The 20,973-nt window shown below is 40.1% G+C and carries 16 protein-coding genes; 13 read left to right on the top strand and 3 right to left on the bottom strand.

What is annotated here, in order from left to right:
- A partial coding sequence (locus ACLR96_RS01730; RefSeq protein ID WP_412265087.1) for an amidohydrolase occupies positions 1–1,593 on the bottom strand: 1,593 nt, incomplete at its 3' end.
- Positions 1,594–2,086: 493 nt separating this feature from the next.
- On the opposite strand from ACLR96_RS01730, the gene ACLR96_RS01725 reads away from it, so the two are divergent.
- From ACLR96_RS01725 to ACLR96_RS01710, 4 genes are all read left to right on the top strand, one after another.
- The gene (locus tag ACLR96_RS01725; protein ID WP_177269591.1) at positions 2,087–2,770 is read left to right on the top strand and encodes a response regulator transcription factor; all 684 of its coding nucleotides are present in this window, start codon (positions 2,087–2,089) and stop codon (positions 2,768–2,770) included.
- Positions 2,767–3,663, top strand: coding sequence for an ATP-binding protein (locus ACLR96_RS01720; protein WP_177269589.1), 897 nt, complete (start codon positions 2,767–2,769; stop codon positions 3,661–3,663). The genes ACLR96_RS01725 and ACLR96_RS01720 overlap by 4 nt, the downstream gene beginning before the upstream one ends.
- A 109-nt stretch (positions 3,664–3,772) precedes the next feature.
- Positions 3,773–4,450 carry an ABC transporter ATP-binding protein gene (locus ACLR96_RS01715; RefSeq protein WP_177269587.1) on the top strand — a complete coding sequence of 226 codons (678 nt, stop codon included), beginning with the start codon at positions 3,773–3,775 and terminating at the stop codon, positions 4,448–4,450.
- A 10-nt stretch (positions 4,451–4,460) separates the two neighbouring features.
- Positions 4,461–7,010: an FtsX-like permease family protein gene (locus ACLR96_RS01710; RefSeq protein WP_177269585.1), complete on the top strand. Its 2,550-nt coding sequence runs from the start codon at positions 4,461–4,463 to the stop codon at positions 7,008–7,010.
- Positions 7,011–7,385: 375 nt separating this feature from the next.
- Here ACLR96_RS01710 and ACLR96_RS01705 read toward each other — a convergent pair whose 3' ends face one another.
- On the bottom strand, positions 7,386–8,819 hold the full coding sequence (locus ACLR96_RS01705; RefSeq protein ID WP_177269583.1) for a sigma-54 interaction domain-containing protein: 1,434 nt from the start codon (positions 8,817–8,819) through the stop codon (positions 7,386–7,388).
- Positions 8,820–9,170: 351 nt separating this feature from the next.
- Between ACLR96_RS01705 and ACLR96_RS01700 the strand changes: the two genes are divergently transcribed.
- From ACLR96_RS01700 to ACLR96_RS01675, 6 genes are all read left to right on the top strand, one after another.
- On the top strand, positions 9,171–9,443 hold the full coding sequence (locus tag ACLR96_RS01700) for a DUF1292 domain-containing protein (protein WP_177269581.1): 273 nt from the start codon (positions 9,171–9,173) through the stop codon (positions 9,441–9,443).
- A 154-nt stretch (positions 9,444–9,597) separates the two neighbouring features.
- Positions 9,598–10,986 (top strand): NAD(P)/FAD-dependent oxidoreductase, encoded by a 1,389-nt coding sequence (locus ACLR96_RS01695; RefSeq protein ID WP_177269579.1) that lies wholly within the window; start codon positions 9,598–9,600, stop codon positions 10,984–10,986.
- A 3-nt stretch (positions 10,987–10,989) separates the two neighbouring features.
- Positions 10,990–11,397: a C-GCAxxG-C-C family protein gene (locus tag ACLR96_RS01690; protein WP_177269577.1), complete on the top strand. Its 408-nt coding sequence runs from the start codon at positions 10,990–10,992 to the stop codon at positions 11,395–11,397.
- A 13-nt stretch (positions 11,398–11,410) separates the two neighbouring features.
- Positions 11,411–13,153, top strand: coding sequence for an AMP-binding protein (locus ACLR96_RS01685; RefSeq protein WP_177269575.1), 1,743 nt, complete (start codon positions 11,411–11,413; stop codon positions 13,151–13,153).
- Positions 13,154–13,161: 8 nt separating this feature from the next.
- Complete coding sequence (locus tag ACLR96_RS01680) at positions 13,162–14,976, top strand: AMP-binding protein (RefSeq protein WP_177269573.1); 1,815 nt, start codon at positions 13,162–13,164, stop codon at positions 14,974–14,976.
- Between the two features lie 4 nt (positions 14,977–14,980).
- The gene (locus tag ACLR96_RS01675) at positions 14,981–16,075 is read left to right on the top strand and encodes an alanine racemase (RefSeq protein WP_177269571.1); all 1,095 of its coding nucleotides are present in this window, start codon (positions 14,981–14,983) and stop codon (positions 16,073–16,075) included.
- A gap of 89 nt (positions 16,076–16,164) precedes the next feature.
- On the opposite strand, the gene ACLR96_RS01670 is transcribed toward ACLR96_RS01675, so the two are convergent.
- Complete coding sequence (locus ACLR96_RS01670; RefSeq protein ID WP_177269569.1) at positions 16,165–16,803, bottom strand: HAD family hydrolase; 639 nt, start codon at positions 16,801–16,803, stop codon at positions 16,165–16,167.
- A 159-nt stretch (positions 16,804–16,962) separates the two neighbouring features.
- Here ACLR96_RS01670 and greA point away from each other — a divergent pair, with 159 nt between their 5' ends.
- Genes greA through asnS form a run of 3 tightly spaced genes read left to right on the top strand, consistent with a single transcriptional unit; the run spans position 16,963 to position 20,938 of the window.
- Positions 16,963–17,448 (top strand): transcription elongation factor GreA, encoded by a 486-nt coding sequence (gene greA / locus ACLR96_RS01665; RefSeq protein ID WP_207722934.1) that lies wholly within the window; start codon positions 16,963–16,965, stop codon positions 17,446–17,448.
- A gap of 31 nt (positions 17,449–17,479) precedes the next feature.
- Positions 17,480–19,504, top strand: a complete 2,025-nt coding sequence (gene lysS / locus ACLR96_RS01660) for a lysine--tRNA ligase (protein WP_177269567.1) — start codon at positions 17,480–17,482, stop codon at positions 19,502–19,504.
- A gap of 39 nt (positions 19,505–19,543) precedes the next feature.
- Positions 19,544–20,938: an asparagine--tRNA ligase gene (gene asnS, locus ACLR96_RS01655; protein WP_412265086.1), complete on the top strand. Its 1,395-nt coding sequence runs from the start codon at positions 19,544–19,546 to the stop codon at positions 20,936–20,938.
- Positions 20,939–20,973 lie beyond the last annotated feature (35 nt).

The raw sequence follows: 20,973 nt of genomic DNA, 5'->3' as shown, positions 1-20,973 counted from the left end.
GTCCATTACAGTCATTATGACTTTTCTGCTTATCAGATCCTTTTCCGGGATTGTGAAAAGATCCTTGTCAAGGACTACGATATCAGCAAATTTTCCTTCGGAAAGAGAGCCGAGCTCATCTTCTCTCAGAACTCCGTAAGCTGAACCATATGTATAAAATTTTAACATTTCACTCAGTGTCAGTTTTTCTGAAGGTGTCCATCCTCCTTCAGGCATTCCGTCGTTATGCACTCTTGTAACGCCTCTGAAAATCTCGAGGAATGGGTCATTGTCAACTACAGGACAGTCGCTTCCGATTGCAAGGACTCCTGCAGCGTTGTACAGTGATCTGTAAGGGAATGTCTTATCAGCCCTTTCCTTTCCTAAAACTTCAGGATAAGGGTTAGCTGCGAAAGTCTGTGTAAGCGCAAGGTGTTCGGGCTGTACTGAAGGGATGACTCCGAATTCTTTTATCCTGTCAAAATCATCATCACTGACGAGTTCAAGATGTTCTATAGCATGACGGCATTTGTTTTTCCCGTATTTATATATAGCTGTCTCGATATAGTCTAGGGCATATCTGGCTGATCTGTCTCCGCATGAATGGAGTTTTACAGAAAGACCTCTTTTGTGAGCTTCGGGAACTGCCTTGCCTATAGCTCCGAGGTTGCTTGGATCTTCGCCGAAATTGCCGGGTGCATCTGTATATTCTTCCAGTACGAGGGCTGTGTGCGTAGTTATGACTCCGTCCAGAAACTGTTTGACATGATCTATACGGAGTTTGTCAGAAGAGTATTTTTCTCTATCCTCAAGAACCTTGTCCAGATCGCCGAGAAGATCAGGAGCCGCATGTACTCTTGCTGTCAGCTCACCTGCCTTGTCCATTTGACTGTATACTTTTAAATTGCCCATGTTTCCGTGGTAATAAGGCTGAACATCGTTTATTGAAGTTATTCCCAGTTTTTTTGCCGCTTCCATAAATGAAAGTATTATAGTTCTTTCTTCTTCAGGTGTGAAATCAAAGGCATATTTTGTAGCCAGTCCTGTAGCTGCCTCCAAAAGAACTCCTGTAGGATTTCCTTCTTCATCTCTTATTATTGTTCCGTCTTCAATATCCGGAGTATTTTTTGTGAGACCCATTATCTTCATTGCCGCGCTGTTCACCCATGCGCCGTGGGCTTCGGCATGCAGAAGACAAACGGGGCGGTCCGGAAAATACTTGTCCAATGACGCGTATGTAGGCATTTGTCTGTTGTCCCAGAAAACATGGTACCAGGAAAATCCGCGTACCCATCCTTCTTTATTGGGATCTTTGTCAGCAGCCTCTTTTACCATTAGGGCGGCTTCTTCTTCGCTTTTTGCATCTGCCAGATTGACGTAGGTCTTGAACAGCCCGCCCATTATCAGATGGGTGTGACTGTCATGAAAACCTGCCATAACAGTGTTATCGCCGAATTCTTTTATTATGGTGTTCTCATCGGCATATCCGGAAAAATCGGAGTTTTTTTCCACTGCGAGGATTTTATTGTCCTTTACAGCAACGAATCCGGAAAATGGCTTTTCATCAATACTGTCAAATATACAATTACTTTTAATTATTAGATTAGCTTTCATTTATTCACCTCTTTTCTAGCTGCCAAATAATAAAGCAAGTCTTATGCCAACTTAAAAGTATTGAAAATTCAATGATTTTCTGAAAATAAAAGCAACTGTATGTAAGTGTAGAAGTACACATACCTCTGATAATTCAAAAAATAGTGTCAAATTCAGAGGTTTGCACAATATGTAAGTAAAAACTTACAGTGTAAGCGTGTAATTACGAAAGTCTTGATTTTATTTTAACGAAGAAAAAATGTCTGTTTGAAATAATGAAAAAGATGATATTAAGATAATACAATGCAAGTTATTGATGGTGACGGAAAATATGATACTTGATTTTTGTAATATGGCAGTTTTTAGCCAAGGAAACAATAAAAATTATTCTGACAAGAATGAATGTATGATAGTTTTAAGATATAATGTTAGTAGCAATGCATATGTTACAGCTACAAACATAGGGTGTTTTCAAAAGAATACTGGTATTGACAGTGAGTAAAAAGGTACAACAATGAAACAAAATATATTAATAATAGAAGATAATAAAAAACTAAATGACGGAATGTGTCTTGCTTTGAAAAACAAAGACTACAATTTTTACCAGTGCAGGACTTTAAATGACGGCAGGCAAATTATGAGGGAACAGGATATTTCACTTATTTTGCTTGATGTAAATTTGCCTGACGGAAACGGTATTGATTTTGTGAAGGAAATACGTAGGCAAAGCTCCGTACCTGTCATTCTTATTACGGTCAACAATATGGAAGTGGATATTGTGACGGGACTCGAAGCTGGTGCCGATGATTACATTACAAAGCCGTTCAGTTTAATGGTTCTTCGTGCAAGAGTCGGTGCAAGACTGAGAAATATAGGTGAGAGAACTGACAGCCGTGTGAAAATAGACGATTTTGATTTTGATTTTGATAAGATGAAATTTTTTAAAGATGGAGAGCCTTTAGAGCTTAGCAAGACGGAACAGAAACTTTTAAAGATTCTGTGTGTTAATAAAGGCGCCACAATGAAGAGAAGTTATCTTATTGATTCAATATGGCAGGGAGATACGGAATTTGTGGATGATCATGCTCTGACGGTGGTGATAAAACGCCTCAGGGATAAGCTTGAAGATGATTCGCAGCATCCTGTATACATAAAAACCGTATACGGAATCGGATATACATGGGCGGTGAAATCATGATATGGCTTATTATTACTGTGCTGACTGCCTTTATAGTATCGGGAGCATTCTGGTATGTGGTGTTTTACAAAAGGGAAAAAAGACTTTTAAGTAAACTGCAAGAAATGATAGATACGGCGAAAGGTGGGGAGCTAAACAGGACGGAAATTTCCGAAGAAAAATATTCCGCACTGGAAAACAGCCTTAAGCAATATCTCGATGAAAGTCTTCTTGCAGGAGAGAATAGGCAGAAACAGAAAGATATGATACAGAGCCTTATTTCCGATATCGCACACCAGACCCTTACGCGTGTTTCAAATCTCAAACTATATGGACAGATTTTGTCCGAAGGAAACGAAGATAATAAAGAAGTGGTGGATACTATTTTGGAGCAGACGGAAAAGCTGGAATTTCTAATTGATTCACTTGTGAATCTGTCGAGACTGGAAAGCGGTATTATTTCCGTATGCCCTAAGATGATAAAAATATCGGATTTGCTGAAACAGGTAAAGAGCCAGTACATAGAGAAGTCAAAGGAAAAGAAAATTGATATTAGTGTATCCGATACGAATTTTGAGGCTATGTATGATTTGAAATGGACTGCCGAGGCAGTGGGAAACATTGTGGACAATGCAATAAAGTACACACCGAAGGGAGGAACAGTTGATATCACGGTGCAGGAGTATTCATTTTTCTTGCGTATTGATATTAAAGACACTGGAATAGGTATAGAAGAAGAGGAAATCCCTAAAATATTCACGAGATTTTACCGCAGCTTTACTGTGATGGATCAGGAAGGCGTCGGAATAGGACTTTACCTTGCAAGAGAGATAATAAGAGTTCAGAAGGGTTATATCAAGGTAGTATCAAAACCGGGGGAAGGTTCGGTATTTTCTGTGTTTTTGCCAAGATAACCAAAAGTATCAAAACTGTGATATTTGAGAAACTGGATGGAAACATTTTAATGGTAAAGTCTGTATTGTAAAAAGTGATACAGACTTTGTTATTATTTAGGAGGCAGACATGGAAATCTTGAAAACAGTAGATTTAAGAAAAATTTACGGGCAGGGCGAAGCAGAAGTTCGGGCTCTTGACGGTGTGAATTTGGAAGTGGAGAAAGGCGAATTCATGGCAATTGTAGGTACCTCCGGAAGTGGAAAATCAACTCTGCTTCATATGATAGGCGGACTGGATGTCCCCACATCGGGACAGGTAATTGTGGACGGGCAGGAGCTTAATCACATGACGGATGAAGAGCTTACTATATTCAGGAGAAGAAATATCGGTTTTGTTTTTCAGCAGTATAATCTGGTACCTATGCTCAATGTATGGGAAAATATTGTCCTTCCGGTGAAGCTGGACGGCAGAAGACCTGATGAAAAATATATTGATGAGATAATCGAGATACTGGGACTTAGAAAGAAAATGGCAAATCTTCCAAATGCTTTGTCGGGAGGACAGCAGCAGAGGGTAGCCATTGCGAGAGCATTGGCCTTTAAACCAGCTATTTTATTAGCCGATGAGCCTACCGGAAATCTGGATTCAAAGACAAGTCAGGATGTACTGGGGCTGCTTAAAATAACAAGTGAAAGCTTTCATCAGACTATTGTTATGATTACACATAATGAAGAAATCGCACAGATGGCAGATCGTATCATGCGTATTGAAGACGGAAAAATAATTTCCGGAAGCGTAAGATAGGGGCGATAATATGGTAAAGGTAGAGAACAGACAGACCCTCAGGCTTCTTACAAAGCTCTTTATGAAAATGAATAAAAGCAGAAATATAATTGCCGTTATTGCAATCATGCTTACTGCACTTTTGTTTACCAGTCTCTTTATGGGAACAGCATCACTTATCCTTTCCAAGAGAGCTACGGATATCAAGCAGTTTATGGATTCTTCCCATGCAATAGCACAGGATTTATCCTATGAAGAAGCTTTACAGACGGAGAAAGCCATAAAGAAAAATGATAATATAGAAAGATTCGGTACAGGAATATTCCTGGGTGCAGTTATGGACGAGCGTTTTGGATTCTCTTCTGAAGTAAGATATGCAGATAAAAATCTAGCGGAAAGCTTTAACTGCACACCTACAGAGGGAAGACTTCCTGAAAATAAAAATGAAATAGCCGTAAGCACAATAGTTTTAAATGCTATGGGAGTTGAGCCGCGAATAGGGCAGGAAATAACTCTTACATGGGAATCAGACCCGCTTTCAAAGAAGCTGGTGACAGATACTTTTCGCATCTGCGGTTTCTGGCAGGGAGACAAGGCTGTTATGAGCCAGATGATATGGGTGTCGGAGGAATATGCAGCAGAGAAGGCATACCCTGTAACAAAGGCGGAGCTTGAAAACGGAATACTCAACGGCGGCAGGGACTGCTGTGTATGGTACAAGAGTTTGTGGGACTTACAGAAGAAAACGGAAGAGCTGTCAAAAGATGCAGGATTTACACAGGCAGGCACAGGCTTTCAGACAAACCCTGCCTATGATCTGATGGAAGAGGACTCCTTGTCATTTTCATCTGTAATCATAATGATTCTGTTTATAATACTTGCAGGATATCTTATTATCTACAATATTTTCAGTATTTCCGTAAAAACAGATATACGGGCATACGGACTTTTGAAAAATGTGGGAACAACAGGGAAGCAGCTTAAGAAAATCGTCAGAATGCAGGCGTGGAGTCTGTCTGCCATAGGAATTCCCATAGGGCTTATTCTCGGATATGCAGCAGGATTTTTTATGGCACCGTTCCTTACGGCAGATGCGGAAATCAGCGCTCAGGCAGGAAAGACGGCAGAAACTGTAGTATCAGCAAATCCGGTGATTTTTATAGCCGCTGCGGTTATTACCCTTTTGACTGTGTATCTTTCAAGCCTACAGGCGTGCAGGATAGTGGAAAAGGTATCGCCTGTGGAAGCGCTTCGTCTTGCTCAGGGAGATGAAGCAAGGAGAAAAACGAAAAGAGATTCTTCCGTCACATGGTGGGGGATGGCAGTACAGAATATGCTGCGAAACTGGAAAAAAGGGATTATTGTTATGCTTTCCGTAGCTCTTTCCATGGTGGTCGTAAACTGTATCGTAATATTGGTGCAGGGGTATGATTTTAATATGTATAAAAAGGCATTTCTGGCTTCGGATTTTCAGATGGATCAGATGACGGGAAGTATATATAATACCAACTTTAACGGCATTACACCGGAAATCAGAGAGCTGCTTGATGACTGCCCGGGAAGTGAAAAAACAGGGTATGTCTATTATTCCGATGAAAAACATGATATGGAGCCGAAGCTTCTCGCAGCATGGGAAGGTTTTGCGAAAAAATATGAGAAACATTGGTCTGACTATGAAAAGGAATTATGGGAGGAGGCTAAGACCTCAAATAAGGTAAGCGTTCATTTTCTGGGGATAAGTGAATCCATATTTGACAAGCTGGAATGGCGGGGAGATGCGGCATCATGGGATGGGTTTAAGTCAGGGGAATATATAATAGTGGATTATGGTGACAGCAATGCGGAAGAGCCGTTCTCATATTACGATAAAGGTTCATCGTTTCAGATGAAGTACAGCAATGGCAATGTGAAAGATTATCAGGTGCTTGGTGAGGCACTGATGCCATATTCTCTTGATTATCCGTATGCTGACATGATTTTTATTACAGTAATGGTGCCGGAGGATGAGTATATCGCACGGACAGGAAACGACTGTGCCATGTATGCTGCCATAGACTCAAAGGAGGGAGCGGATAAGCAGATTAAAGAGTACATAGATGAAACTGTCCTCAAGGAAAATGATATGATTAATGTGTTTTCAATCCTTGATATGAAGGTAAGCTTTCAGAGATATATCAGCAAGTTCTATACGATTGGCGGATTCCTCGTTGCCGTACTGGCGTTTATCGGGATAATGAACTTCTTCAATACTACTGCAACATCGGTGCTGAGCAGGAGAAAAGAGCTGGCGCTTTTGGAAGTGGTGGGAATGACGAAGAGACAGCTGTCAAAGATGCTTGTGGCGGAAGGTGCTCTGTATCTGGCGGGCTCATTTATAATTGCCGTTTTAATCATTGTTTTCGGCGCAGAAAACATACTGTCGCATACAGTAGGCGCAGCCTTTTTCTTTAGAATGAAGTTGACGGTGATACCGTGCGTGCTGATGATACCTGTTCTGGCAGTTATAGCATATGCAATACCGAAATATCAGTTTAGGAAAATGAGTAAAGACAGCGTTGTTGATAGGATAAGAATGGATTGAAAAAGAAGAGTTATGTATAATTAATCAAGTGTATATTTATGGCAGAACCGTTGAAGATGGTGACAGAATTCAGAGGTAATTTTTTTGAATGGATGAAATGAGATAAAGATAATGTACGTTCGCTTATTTTGTCAGTTGTATTTTATTATGAATTTGTATTTGATCACTTTCCTACCGACGGGCGATAGGATGAAAAGGCTGCGGCATACAGTAATTCTTTTTAAATGGGAGTCTGTTTTTGAATATATTTGGCTTGAAAATCAGATCGGATTTTTTTAGAGTTCATGCTGTATAACATTGACAAAGTTTTAAGTCGATATATGTGAAAATATTAAATACGAGGCTGATTATTTTTAGTCTCGTATTTAATATTTTTTAAGTTTCATGATTGTTATCCTTTGAAGGGCTCAGCGGGATTCCAAGTCTTTTCATTTTTTGATGAAGAAGAGGTCTGGAGATGTTAAGGAAGTTGGCAGAATGGGTTTTATTATAGTTGAAGCGGCTTAGGACTTGTTCAATGAGCTCCTTTTCTGCTTTCCTTTTCGTTTCTTCTATCAGATTGCCGTTGGAGCTGTAGTCAGGCAGAGACGGTCCTTTTGATGGCGTAAAGAAATTAAAATCATTTAAGGTCAGGATATCTTCTGTTGCGAAATTCATAGCCCGCTCCAGCACATTTTTCAATTCTCTTATATTTCCGGGCCAGTTATATTGTTTTAGCCTGTCTATAACGGCCGGTTCTATACCATTTATTTTAAATCCCAGCTCCATGTTCAGCTGATTGATATAATAATCCGCCAGTTCGTCTATATCTTCCAGGTGTTCACGGAGAGGGGGTATCTCTATTTTTATAACATTAAGACGGTAGAAGAGGTCTTCTCTGAATCTGTTATCTTTCACCATCTGTAGGATATCTTGGTTGGACGCCACGATAACTCTTACATCCACAGGTACAGACTCGTGACTTCCGATGGGCTCTACTTCATGTTCCTGGAGTACTCTTAAGAATTTGGGCTGTATATTCATAGGCATCTGTTGTATTTCATCTATGAATAAAGTACCGTGGTTGGCGTACTCGAACTTACCGATTTTTCCTTCTTTGCTGGCTCCTGTAAAAGATCCCTTTTTATATCCGAAGAGTTCCGATTCAACTAAATTCTCCGGAAAAGCAGAAGCGTTTATCTTAGCCATAGGGTTGTATTTTCTGTTGCTGAGGTTGTGTATGGCGTGAGCTACAAGTTCCTTGCCTGTTCCCGTTTCACCCAATATCAAAACTGTGGAGTTGGATTTTGCCACGGTGGTTATGGATTGACGGAGAGTATTCATAGGTTTTGAAAAACCTATTATATTGTTTATGGTATATTTATTTTGTTCCAGTTTAATTATTTTTTTTTGCAGCTGTTTGAGCTGATCATTAAGAAAGGCATTATAATCGTCGGTAAGCTCCATGAAAACTTTTTCTTCGTTGACAAGATCGTATTCCATAAGTCCGATTTTTTCACCGTTATAGATAAGAGGCACATTCATGGAGATTCCCATACCATAATTAGATTTATAAAAAACAATCTGAGGTTTTGTGATATCGGGCGCAAGGTTTTCCAGCATATGGGTATAAGGAAAAACATCAATAACAGGCTTGCCGAATAGTTCTCTTGCCTGATCATAAGTAGGATTTGTGTATCCGATCAGCTTCATGCACTGTCTGTTCAGGTATCTTATCTTGCCTTCCATATCGATGACAATTATCCCGTAGACTTCGTTAAGATAGAAATCTGGATTGTTTTCAAAATCAAAAGGCGGCTTTTTACTCATATGATCCTCCATAACGACAGATTTTAAGTGTTTTAATAATAAGTCTTATTGTCGGTCATTTTTATAGGGATTGTCAAGAGGTATAGCAAAAGTTTTAGCTGTGGTTAAATTTAATTATGTGTCTTTAATGTATTAAGATGTAAATTATATAAAATTATCTGATGGTTTTTAAGATAAGACTTTCACAGTTTGAATTGTTGACGCTGACTATACAATTTATCCAAAAAGGCTGTAATGTTTTTATATAGACTGAGATACAGAGTCAAAAGGAATATTTTGTTGATAAAAAGTAAACATAATGGTATAGTAATGCTAATAAACAGAAATTTATTTTTAGTACGGAGGAAAGCGATGTCAGATAAAAAAGATTTGTATGGGTATGAAGAAGAGGATATCATGACTCTTGAATTTGATGACGGAGAAGCTACAGAGTGTGGTATACTGGGAGTTTTTGACGCGTTGGGAAAAGAGTATATAGCTCTGAACCCACTGGGAACAGAGGATGTATATATTTACGGTTATAGAGAATCAGATGAAGAATACGAACTTATAGATATCAAGGATGATGACGAATTCAATAAAGTCGTTGCTGAATTTGAAAAATTGGCAGTAGAAGAAGTTTAAGCTGATATCACAATATGTTGTTATTTACAGCCGGCAGAGGGAGATTTAGTCTATCACCTCTGTCGGTTTTCATGTATAAGGGACAAAAGGTATGGTAATTTAGGCTGAAATATTATAAAATTAAAATATCTATGTTATTTAACCGGAGGTATATATGAAAACTTACGATATTATAATAATCGGAGCGGGAGCCAGCGGTGTGTTTATGTCATATGAATTGGCGAGGCTGGAGACTGATGCAAAGATACTTATGATAGATAAAGGCGCATATCTGCAGAAGCGTCAATGTCCCATCAAGGCCGGAGCTAAGAATTGCCTGAAATGTTCACCATGTCATATAATGAATGGCTATGGGGGAGCCGGCACTCTTTCAGATGGAAAATATAATATAACGACCCAGTTTGGAGGAGATCTTCATAATTATGTGGGCGTGGATAAAGCTTTGGAACTGATGGAATACGTGGATGAGGTTCTCTGCAGCATGGGAGGCTCCGATGCCAAACTTTATTCTACGGCAAGTTCTGAGCTTAAGACTACTGCGCTAAGAAATAATCTTCACCTGCTGGAGGCTAAAGTGAGGCATCTGGGTACTGACAGGAATGTAAGGATATTGGGAAAGATTTTTGATTACTGCAGTGAAAGAATAGAGACTCAATTTTATACTATCATAGAAGATGTAGAGGTTGGAGACGACGGCTTTTTTGTACTTACCACAGATAAAGGTGAGAAGTACAGATGCAAAGATCTGGTAATGGCTACGGGAAGATCAGGATCTAAATGGAGCTCTCAAATATGTGACCAGCTTGGTATAAAACAAAAGAAAAATAGGGTAGATATAGGCGTGAGAGTGGAGCTTCCCGCAGAAATCTTCAAACATATAACAGATGATGTATATGAAAGTAAAATAGTATATAAGACAGATAAATATAATGATATGGTAAGGACCTTCTGTATGAATCCATATGGGGAGGTAGTTGCAGAGAATACAAACGGCATAGTTACTGTAAACGGACACAGCTATGCAGATCCGAAACTCAGAACAGAAAATACAAATTTTGCTTTACTTGTATCAAATAAATTTACGGAGCCGTTTAAAGACAGCAATGAGTACGGTGAATCCATAGCGAGGCTTTCCAATATGCTGGGAGGCGGAGTCCTTCTGCAGAGATTCGGAGACCTTGTTAAAGGAAGGAGAAGCAGCGCCAGAAGAATGGAAAAATGTTTTACAAGACCTACTCTTCAGGCTACTCCGGGAGATCTCAGTTTGGTGATACCAAAGAGACAGCTTGATAATATAATCGAGATGATATATGCTCTTGATAAGATTGCGCCGGGAACGGCTAATGAAGATACTTTGCTTTACGGTGTAGAGGTAAAATTCTATAACTCAAAGATAGATGTGGATGAGAATCTGCAGACTGCTGTGCCGGGACTTTATGCATTAGGTGATGGATCCGGAGTGACCCATTCCCTTTCGCAGGCGTCGGCAAGCGGTGTATATGTAGGAAGAATCTTAGCTGAGAAATATGGAAAGAAGGAATAATAAATGGGAGTATTAGCAGAAAAAGCGGTTGCAAATCATAAGAAAAAGTATAATTGTGCGCAGGCTGTTGCATGCGCCTTTTGCGATAAGCTCGGACGAGATGAAAAAGAAGTTTTTGAAGTTATGGAAGCCTTTGGATTGGGAATGGGTAGTATGGGGACCTGCGGAGCAGTTTCAGCAATGGCTGCGGTCGTAGGCATGGTGGAATCAGACGGAGCTCTTGATGCCCCAAAGACAAAGAAAGACAGTTATAAAGCTATGAAGGCTCTTACCGAAAAATTCAAAGAAAAAAATCAGTCAATCATATGCAAGGAGCTTAAAGGAATAGAGACAAAAAAGATTCTCAGAAGCTGCGACGGCTGTGTACAGGACGCAGCTGAAATATTAGAGGAGTATCTGGCTCAGAAATAAGGAGATGTGGTAATTGAACAGCAGAAAATATAAAGACGTATTATATAAAATGCGGTATATAAACGACCTTCGGGATATGATATATTCCAGCGCTGAACTCTTTGGCAAAAAGCCGGCTTTTCTTGTAAAGGATGTTCCGGGAGGTCCGTACCGTGCGATTTCATATATACAGCTTAGAAACGATATCAATGCGCTGGGAACAAAATTTATTGATATGGGCTTAAAAGGGAAAAAAGTAGCGCTCATAGGAGAAAACAGTTATAAATGGGTAGTGACGTATCTGTCGGTTACAAACGGTACGGGAGTTATCGTACCGCTTGATAAAGACCTGACAGAGATAGAAATCGGCAATCTTATAAAGCGGTCCGGCGCAGAAGCTATAGTTTTTTCAAAAAAGATGAAAGAAAAGGTTATGAATGCTCTTAACTCATCGGAAGATATAAGTGCGGCAATGAAAATAAATATAGATGCCGATAATGATGAGGATGACATCATGAGCTGGGAAAAGCTTTTGGCCGAAGGAAATCTGCTGCTTGAGAGTGGTAGCAGAGATTTTATAGATGCAGTGATAGACAGAGAAGCCATGTGTTCTTTATTGTTTACGTCGGGAACTACGGGAATGGCGAAGGGAGTAATGCTTTCCCATAAGAATCTTTCCGCAAATGTATATAATATGTCTAAATACGTTAAGATAAGAGAACCGGGAGGCGGCCTTTCTGTATTGCCTATGCATCATACATACGAACTTACATGTCATGTTTTTACAGGTTTGTATCAGGGAATGTATATCGCTATATGTGAAGGATTGAGATATATACAGCAGAATCTGAAAGAAAGTAAAGCTACTGTAATGCTGGGAGTCCCTGCTGTTTTCGAGACAATGCATAAGAAGGTCTGGAAACAGGCGGAAGCCTCAGGAGCGGCCGGTAAAATGAAAAAAATGATGATGCTGGCACAAAAGACGAGACTTTTTAACAATCAGAAAGTTATGAGAAAAATTTTTTCTCAAATACATATGAGTTTGGGCAATAATCTGGAATTGTTCATATCGGGAGGCGCCGCCATTAATCCGCAGGTCATAAGAGACTATGAGGCTTTGGGACTTCCTATGATACAGGGTTACGGCATGACGGAAAATGCTCCCATAATAGCTGTGAACAGAGACTGCTATAGTAAAGCAGATTCTGTAGGCAAGCCTATGCCGGGTACAGAAGTTAAGATAATAAACAAAGATGCTGACGGAGTGGGCGAGATCATATGCAAAGGGCCATCTGTAATGATAGGATATTACTCTGATCCTGAGGCTACGGAGGAGGTACTTAAAGACGGATGGCTACACACCGGCGACTACGGCAGATTTGATGATGAAGGATTCTTGTACATATGTGGCAGAAAGAAGAATGTTATAGTTACGAAAAACGGTAAAAATATATTTCCTGAAGAGATTGAATATCTCCTTCTGGAGCAGCCGTTTATCGAAGAGGTTGTAGTATATGGGACTCTGGATAAAAAGAATGGCGATATAGCAGTAAAAGCAGAGATCTTCCCTAACTTTGAAAATATTAAAGAAAAAATGGGAGTTTTAAGTGATGGAGCACTTTCTGACGTTATAAAAAACTCTATAGAAGAAATAAACGATAAAATGCCTGCATATAAGAGAGTAAAAAGATTCAAGCTTCGAAATGAAGAGTTTGAAAAGACATCTACACGTAAGATCAGAAGAACAGGCGCTGCTATACGTGAAGATGAAGATTAGGAGGTAATATGGAAAAAAACAGACAGATCAGCGAGAGGAAAAGCAATGAATTGGTATGGGCCGGCAGTCTGATAGAAAGAATAGAAAAGATAGATGATCCTGCTGTAAGATATAAGGACAGCAGACCCATCACAGATATTAAACATATGATAGAGACCAGCGCGGAGCTGTATAATGATAATCCGGCGTTTAGGTATAAGCCGAATAACAACAGTCCTTATAAAACAATCACCTACAGAGAAATGTTGGCTGACGTCAATGGTTTGGGAACGGCTCTTATCGATAATGGCCTTAAAGGCAAGAGAATTGCTGTAATAGGGGAGAATTCCTATCAATGGTCTGTCTCATATCTGGCGGCTGTATGCGGTACCGGTACGGTAGTTCCCTTTGATAAGGAGCTCAGCAGTGATGAGCTTAAGAATCTGGTTATCAGGGCAGACGTGGAATGTGTGATTTTTTCTGATAAATATCAGGAAATTTTTGAGGAGATAAAGACCGAGGGAGATACAAAACTAAAAATTCTTGTTAATTTCAGTCTGAAAGAGAAACAAGAAGAAATTTTTTCGTGGACAGAAATGAAAGAAGCCGGTAAAAAAATGATACAAGCCGGTGACAGGAGGTTTCTTGACGCAGAGATAAATAATGAAGAGATGGGAATACTTCTTTTTACATCAGGAACTACAGGTGCGTCAAAAGGAGTCATGCTTTCTCATAAGAATATTGCTGCAGACCTTATGGCAGCTCCCACAGTTCTGGCTGTTCATACATGGGATATATTTTTCTCAGTACTTCCGCTGCATCACACATATGAATGTACGTGTGGATTTCTGATGCCTCTTTACAAAGGTGCATCTATAGCTTACTGTCAGGGACTTAAATATATAACTAAAAATCTTCAGGAAGTAAAGCCAACTATGTTCTTAGGTGTTCCGCTCATATTTGAGAGCTTGTACAGAACCATATGGAAAAATATAAGAAAGCAGGGGAAAGAAAAGCTTTTGAAGAAGGTGATAAAGCTTAACTCGGCAACCAAGAAAATCGGCATGGATCTGGGAAAGATATTTTTCAAACAGATTACCGATGTATTCGGAGGAAGAATGAGGATGATGATTTGCGGAGGAGCTGCCATCAATCCTGATGTCCTCAATGGACTGAGAGACTTCGGAATACCTGCGGTGCAAGGGTATGGGCTGACCGAATGTGCTCCCATGGGAGCGCTTAATCCTGATACAGCTCCTGATCCGGCATCAATAGGAAAACCTCTTCCTGGGTTTGAAATGAAAGTAGTGGATATAAATGATGAAGGTATAGGAGAATTATGTCTGAGGGGAGAAAATGTGATGTTGGGTTATTACATGATGCCTGAGGAGACTTCTGAGGTAATAGATGAAGACGGATGGTTCCATACAGGCGATCTCGGATATATGAACGACAAAGGATATGCGTTTATAACAGGAAGGAAGAAGAATGTAATAATAACTAAGAACGGGAAAAATGTATATCCTGAGGAGATAGAATATCTGCTGTCTAATATATCATTCGTTCAGGAGTCTTTTGTATTCGGGCAGGACAGCGCAGATGCGCAGGATACAGTTATCGTTGCGGCTATAAAGCTGGATGATGAGGTCGTGAATGAAATCTTAGGAGAGGACTACGATACAGAAGCTGTGAAGAAACTTGTATGGGAGGAAATTGATAAAATAAATGAAGCTTCTCCAGCTTTCAGAAAGATAAGGAAAGTAATCATAAGAAAAACTGATTTTGTGAAGAATACTTCCAACAAGCTTATCAGGTTTGCCGCAGACAATAAAAAGGAGGATTGATATCATGGGCAGACGGAGACGGTATCCGGAGCTGGTTATCGATCTGGAGAAATTAAAACAAAATATAGACAGGATAAATATAAAGTGCAGTGATTTTGGCGTAGAAGTTGCCGGTGTTATCAAGGGGTGTACGGGCCTTGCTGAGTGTGCGGAACAGTTTGCAAGGGCGGGCTGCAGGTTTATTGCTTCATCAAGGCTTGAGCAGCTGGAGCCTCTTAGAAAAACAGGCATTCAGACACCTTTTATGATGATAAGAATACCGATGATCAGTGAAGCTGCTGATGTAGTGAGAATAACAGATATAAGTCTCAACAGTGAGATTGAAGTATTAAAAGAGCTCAATATTCAGGCAGGTCTTCAGGATAAAGAACATCAAGTTATTCTCATGGCTGACCTGGGGGATCTGCGAGAGGGATTTTGGGATAAAGATGATTTAGTGCAGGCAGCGCTTATGGTGGAAAATGATTTTCATAACCTTAAACTTGCGGGAGTTGGTACTAACTTGGGCTGCTACGGTTCTGTGGCTGCCACTCCTGAGAAGTTAGAAGAACTTGTGGAGTGCGCCGAAGCTGTTGAGGCTGAGATTGGCAGGGAACTGGAATTTATTTCAGGAGGAGCAACAAGTACGCTTCCGAGAATATTAGAAGGAAATCTGCCTTCAAGGATAAATATGCTCAGAGTGGGAGAAGGTATATTGCTGGCTAAAGATCTCCAAGATTTGTGGGGTTATGATATGAATTTCATGAATCGTGATATTTTTACTATCAGAGCAGAAGTTATAGAGGTAAAGGACAAGCCAACATACCCGGTAGGAGATATAATGTTTGACGCTTTCGGCAATAAGCCGCAATATGAAGATAAAGGAATAAGAAAAAGAGCGCTTATAGCTTTGGGAAAAGTTGATTATGCTTTCCCCGAGCAGCTGACGGTAAAAGATAAAGGAATCTGTATCATTGGAGCTTCCAGCGATCATACAATTTTAGATGTGCAAGATGCTGATAGAGATATAAAGGTAGGAGATGTTATAGATCTTGTACCATGCTATGCGAATCTTGTGTATGTGACGAATTCGCCTAATATTGAAAAGGTATACATATAGCAGAATAATATTATTAAAAAATAATTAGGCAAATAATGCCGGAATACTATGATCTCTGATTATCATTGGTTTTCCGGCATTATATCTTTTTACATAAGTTCTTCAAAACTTTCTATATATCTGTCAGCAAGTTTTTTTATTTCTTCTTTGTTTTCCTTCTCGCTTTCATCGGCCACGGCGATGACATAAAAACCTGCTTCCTTTGCACCTCTCACAGCCAGTACGCCGTCTTCGAAGACCACGGTTTCTTCTTTCGGAGTACCAAGGACCTGCTGTGCGCGGATGAATACGTCAGGGTCTTCTTTTCCCGATCCGGCTTCTTCACATGTGACTATATGAGAAAAGTAGTCTCTTATTCCAAGCCGTGCCAATATTTCGCCGGCTATGTTCTTGTCTGTGGAAGTAGCTATACACATAGCTATCCCTTTTTGTTTGAATCTTTCCAGAATGATAGGAACATATTCTTTTATATCCACACTTGCCAGATAGTCTTCACGGAGAATGGTGTTGAATCCTTTGGCTATTTTTTCTTCTGTCGTAGCGATTGCATATTCTGATTTGAGATAACTACAGAGCTGATCAAGTGTCATGGCTTTGGTTTTTGCTCCCAGATCGGAAGCAGGTGTTTTTCTCAGGGACATTATGTATCTTCCTGCGGCGCCCTGCCACATTTCAGTTGAATCCAGCAGTGTTCCGTCCATATCAAAAATAACTCCGCTTATTTTCATAATTGACGCCTCCTTGTATATACTACTATAAGCACCTTTACAATACCATTAGGAAAGCCGCTTGTCAATGATTTCAAAGGGCTGCAATCGTTGACAAGCGTATGGTTTTAAAGTATAATAATTCGATACGACAATTGGTCGAAAGGAGATTTACCAAACATGACAGAGAACATGAACGAGGAGATTTTATTAACCAAAGAGGGATATGATAAGATAGTTGCCGAGCATGAGGAGCTTGTATCCGTTAAGAGGGCAGAGGTTGCCGAGAGGATAAAGGAAGCTATCTCATACGGAGATATTTCTGAGAATGCTGAATATGATTCGGCTAAGAATGAACAGGCAGAGCTTGAGGAACGTATCCATAAACTGGAAACTATGATCAGAAAGGCCAAGATTGTTCAGGATGAAGATGTAAAAGGGGATGTTGTAAACGTAGGCCTTAAAGTCGTTGTAAAAGATTTAGACAGCGGAGCCGAGGAACAGTTCTCAATCGTGGGAGCTACGGAAGCCGATCCTTTTGAGGGTAAGATATCAAACGAGTCATCAGTGGGACACGCTCTCATAGGACACAAAAAAGGCGAAAAAATCGCAGTGGAAGTTCCTGACGGAGTTATCAATTACGAAATAGTAAACATAATAAAATAAACGGAAGCAAGTTACAGAAAGAGGTGTTTTGATGCATTGGGCGGAAAAAATAGCGGATAAGATCATCAAGAGGAATCCTGATAAAGAGGAGTATGTTTGTGCGGCGGGAATCAGCCCGTCGGGATCTATCCATATCGGAAATTTCAGAGATATCGCAACGAGTCTGTTTGTTGCGAAGGCTTTGGTGAAAAAGGGCAAGAAAGCGCGCCTTCTTTTTTCATGGGATGAATACGACAGATTCAGAAAAGTTCCGGTTAATGTCAAAGCTGTTGATCCCGACAATGAATTCGAGAAGTATATAGGACTTCCGTATACGTCAGTTCCTAATCCTTTTGAGACGCAACATGCCAATTATGCCAAGTATTTTGAGGCGGAATTCATGGATTCCATTAAAAAGTTCGGTATAGAGATGGATTACAGGTATCAGACTGATATGTACACATCAGGCAAATATAAAGAAGATGTTATCGAAGCCATCAAAAAGAGAAAAGAAATCTTTGATATTCTTGACAGCTTTCGTACACAGGACGCTGAGGAAGGGGAGAGAGATGCGTATTTCCCTGTAAGCATATTCTGTCCGGAGTGCGGAAGAGATACTACGAAAATAATATCTGTTTCCGATGACTGTACTGTAGCCGAATATGAATGTGAATGCGGGCATAAAGGTACTTTTGATTTTGCCAAAGAATTTAACTGCAAACTTGCATGGAAGATAGACTGGCCTATGAGATGGAGATATGAAGGCGTTGATTTTGAGCCGGGCGGTAAGGATCATGCGAGTCCGGGGGGAAGCTACGAAACAAGCAGCGTCATATCGAGAAAGATATTCGGCTTTGAACCGCCGATGTTTCAGGGTTATGAGTTTATCGGCATTAAAGGATCCACAGGGAAGATGTCGGGTTCGTCAGGTTTGAATCTTACACCTGAAACACTATTGAAGATATATGAACCGGAAGTGATCCTATGGCTTTATTCTAAAACGGATCCTAAAAAGGCCTTTGATTTCTGTTTTGATGAGGGTATACTGCGTCAATATTTCGAGTTTGATAAAATGTATAACGAATACATGGAAGGAAAGGCAAATGAACATAACAGTTCTGTTATTGAATACAGTCTCATAGAAGGAAGATCGATAAAGACTGTTCCTATGGGACTTTTGGTGCAGCTTGGCTCTATAGTGGATTTTAACGTGCCTATGATGGAGACTGTCTTTGAGAAGATAGGAACTCCATACAAATATAAAGATTTTGATACGAGACTTGAAAGAGCTAAATACTGGTTGTATCAGTGCGCTCCCGAAAGTGCCAATAAATTGAGAGGCTGGAGAGACTGGGATCTTTATAACACACTTTCGGATGAAGAAAAGAAAGAAATCTCGCTGCTTTATGATTACATTAAGGCCGGAGATTACGATCTTGATTCACTCAATACCAAACTTTATGATATACCTAAGGAGGTTTTCGGAGCAGATGTGGAAAATCTCAAAAAAATTCAGGGACAGTTCTTTAAGAATGTGTACAGGCTCTTGATAAGTAAGGAGAGAGGTCCTCGTCTCTACTTGTTTTTATATGCAATAGACAGAGAACGATTCATGCACCTGCTTGATTTCAGTTTCCCTAAGACAGAAGAAGAGGAGGCTCTGGAAAAAGCAGCCATGGAAGCAGAGAAAGAACCTGAAAAAGAAGTCAAGGTCTACGGTGAGCCTGATGAGGTGCAGCCTATAGTAGAACCTGAAATAAATGTTGATCAGTTCTTTGCTATGGATTTGAGGGTATGTAAAATATTAAAATGTCAGGAAATAAGAAAAGCCCATAGTAATTATAAGCTGACACTCTTTGACGGTCTCAGAGAAAGAGTGATAGTTTCCAGTATAAAGAACGACTATAAGCCGGAAGAACTGGAAGGAAAGAAGATTATAGTAGTAGCAAATCTTGCGCCTGCAAGGCTTACGGGGGTTACAAGTGAGGGAATGCTTCTGGCAGGTACAAACAATGCTTGCGGATGCCAAGTAATCTTTGTAGACGACATCATTCCGGAAGGCACGAGGATTTGCTAACGATTTGGTGATTCAGTGATATGATTAGGAGAGAGAAAGATGAAGGATGTTGAGGTAAAAAGCCTTTATAGAGAAAGCCTGCTGCATGCAGACAGTGAAATCACTGTAAGCGGGTGGGTAAGGACTAACAGAGGCTCGAACAAATTCGGATTCATAGAACTGAACGACGGCAGTTTCTTTAAGTCGGTACAGGTTGTATATGAAGCTGAGTTTCTCGATAATTTTGAGGAGATTGCAAAAGCTCCTATTTCGGCGGCTCTTAAGGTGACGGGAACATTTGTCCTTACACCTGATGCCAAACAGCCTTTTGAGATAAAAGCTAAAAAAATAGTGATAGAAGCAGGCTCCGATCCGGATTATCCTTTGCAGAAAAAAAGGCACAGTATGGAGTTTCTGAGAGAAATAGCTCATTTAAGACCGAGGAGCAATACTTTTTCAGCGGTGTTTAGAGTTAGATCCATGGTGGCTTATGCCATTCATAAATTCTTTCAGGACAAGAATTTCGTTTATGTCCATACTCCTATAATAACAGCCAGTGACTGTGAAGGAGCAGGCGAGATGTTCAAGGTTACAACTCTTGATATGAATGATCTGCCTAAGGGTGATGACGGCAAGGTAGAATACAGCGATGACTTTTTCGGAAAGGAAGCGGGACTTACGGTAAGCGGTCAGCTTGAAGCGGAGACTTTTGCACTTGCTTTTAGGAATGTATATACATTTGGACCTACATTCAGAGCAGAAAATTCCAATCCTGCAAGACATGCTTCTGAGTTCTGGATGATAGAACCGGAAATGGCATTTGCCGAGCTTGCTGATAATATGGATACTGCTGAGGCCATGATGAAGTATATAATAAACTATGTCATGGAAAACGCGCCTGAAGAAATGGAGTTTTTTAATAAATTTATAGATAAAGGTCTCATTGATAGGCTAAGTAATATAATAAATTCTGATTTTGAAAGGATATCTTATACTGAAGCTGTAGATCTTCTGCAAAAATCAGGAGAGCAGTTCCAGTATCCTGTGCAGTGGGGGATAGACCTTCAGACAGAACATGAGAGATATTTGACAGAAAAAATATATAAGAAGCCTGTATTTGTTACTGACTACCCTAAAGAAATAAAGGCTTTCTATATGAGGCTTAATGATGACAATAAAACTGTAGCAGCTTGCGACCTGCTTGTTCCGGGCGTTGGAGAAATAATCGGAGGAAGCCAGAGAGAAGAACGTTACGATGTTCTTAAGGAAAGAATCGAAGAAATCGGAATGACAGAGGAAGACTACTGGTGGTATATGGATCTCCGTAAGTATGGCGGAGTGAAGCATTCAGGCTACGGACTGGGCTTTGACAGAATTATCATGTATATAACAGGGATGGGTAATATCAGAGACGTTCTGCCGTTCCCGAGGACACCTAAATCTGCTGAGTTTTAGTGAAATGAATATGCATAGGAAGCTTTTGTTCCTAT

The sequence above is a fragment of the Lentihominibacter sp. genome (assembly GCF_046951855.1).
In the GTDB taxonomy this organism is placed as follows: Bacteria; Bacillota; Clostridia; order Peptostreptococcales; family Anaerovoracaceae; genus Lentihominibacter; species Lentihominibacter hominis.
Note: the sequence above shows the minus strand (reverse complement) of the source record. Positions and strands in the feature narration are given on the sequence as shown.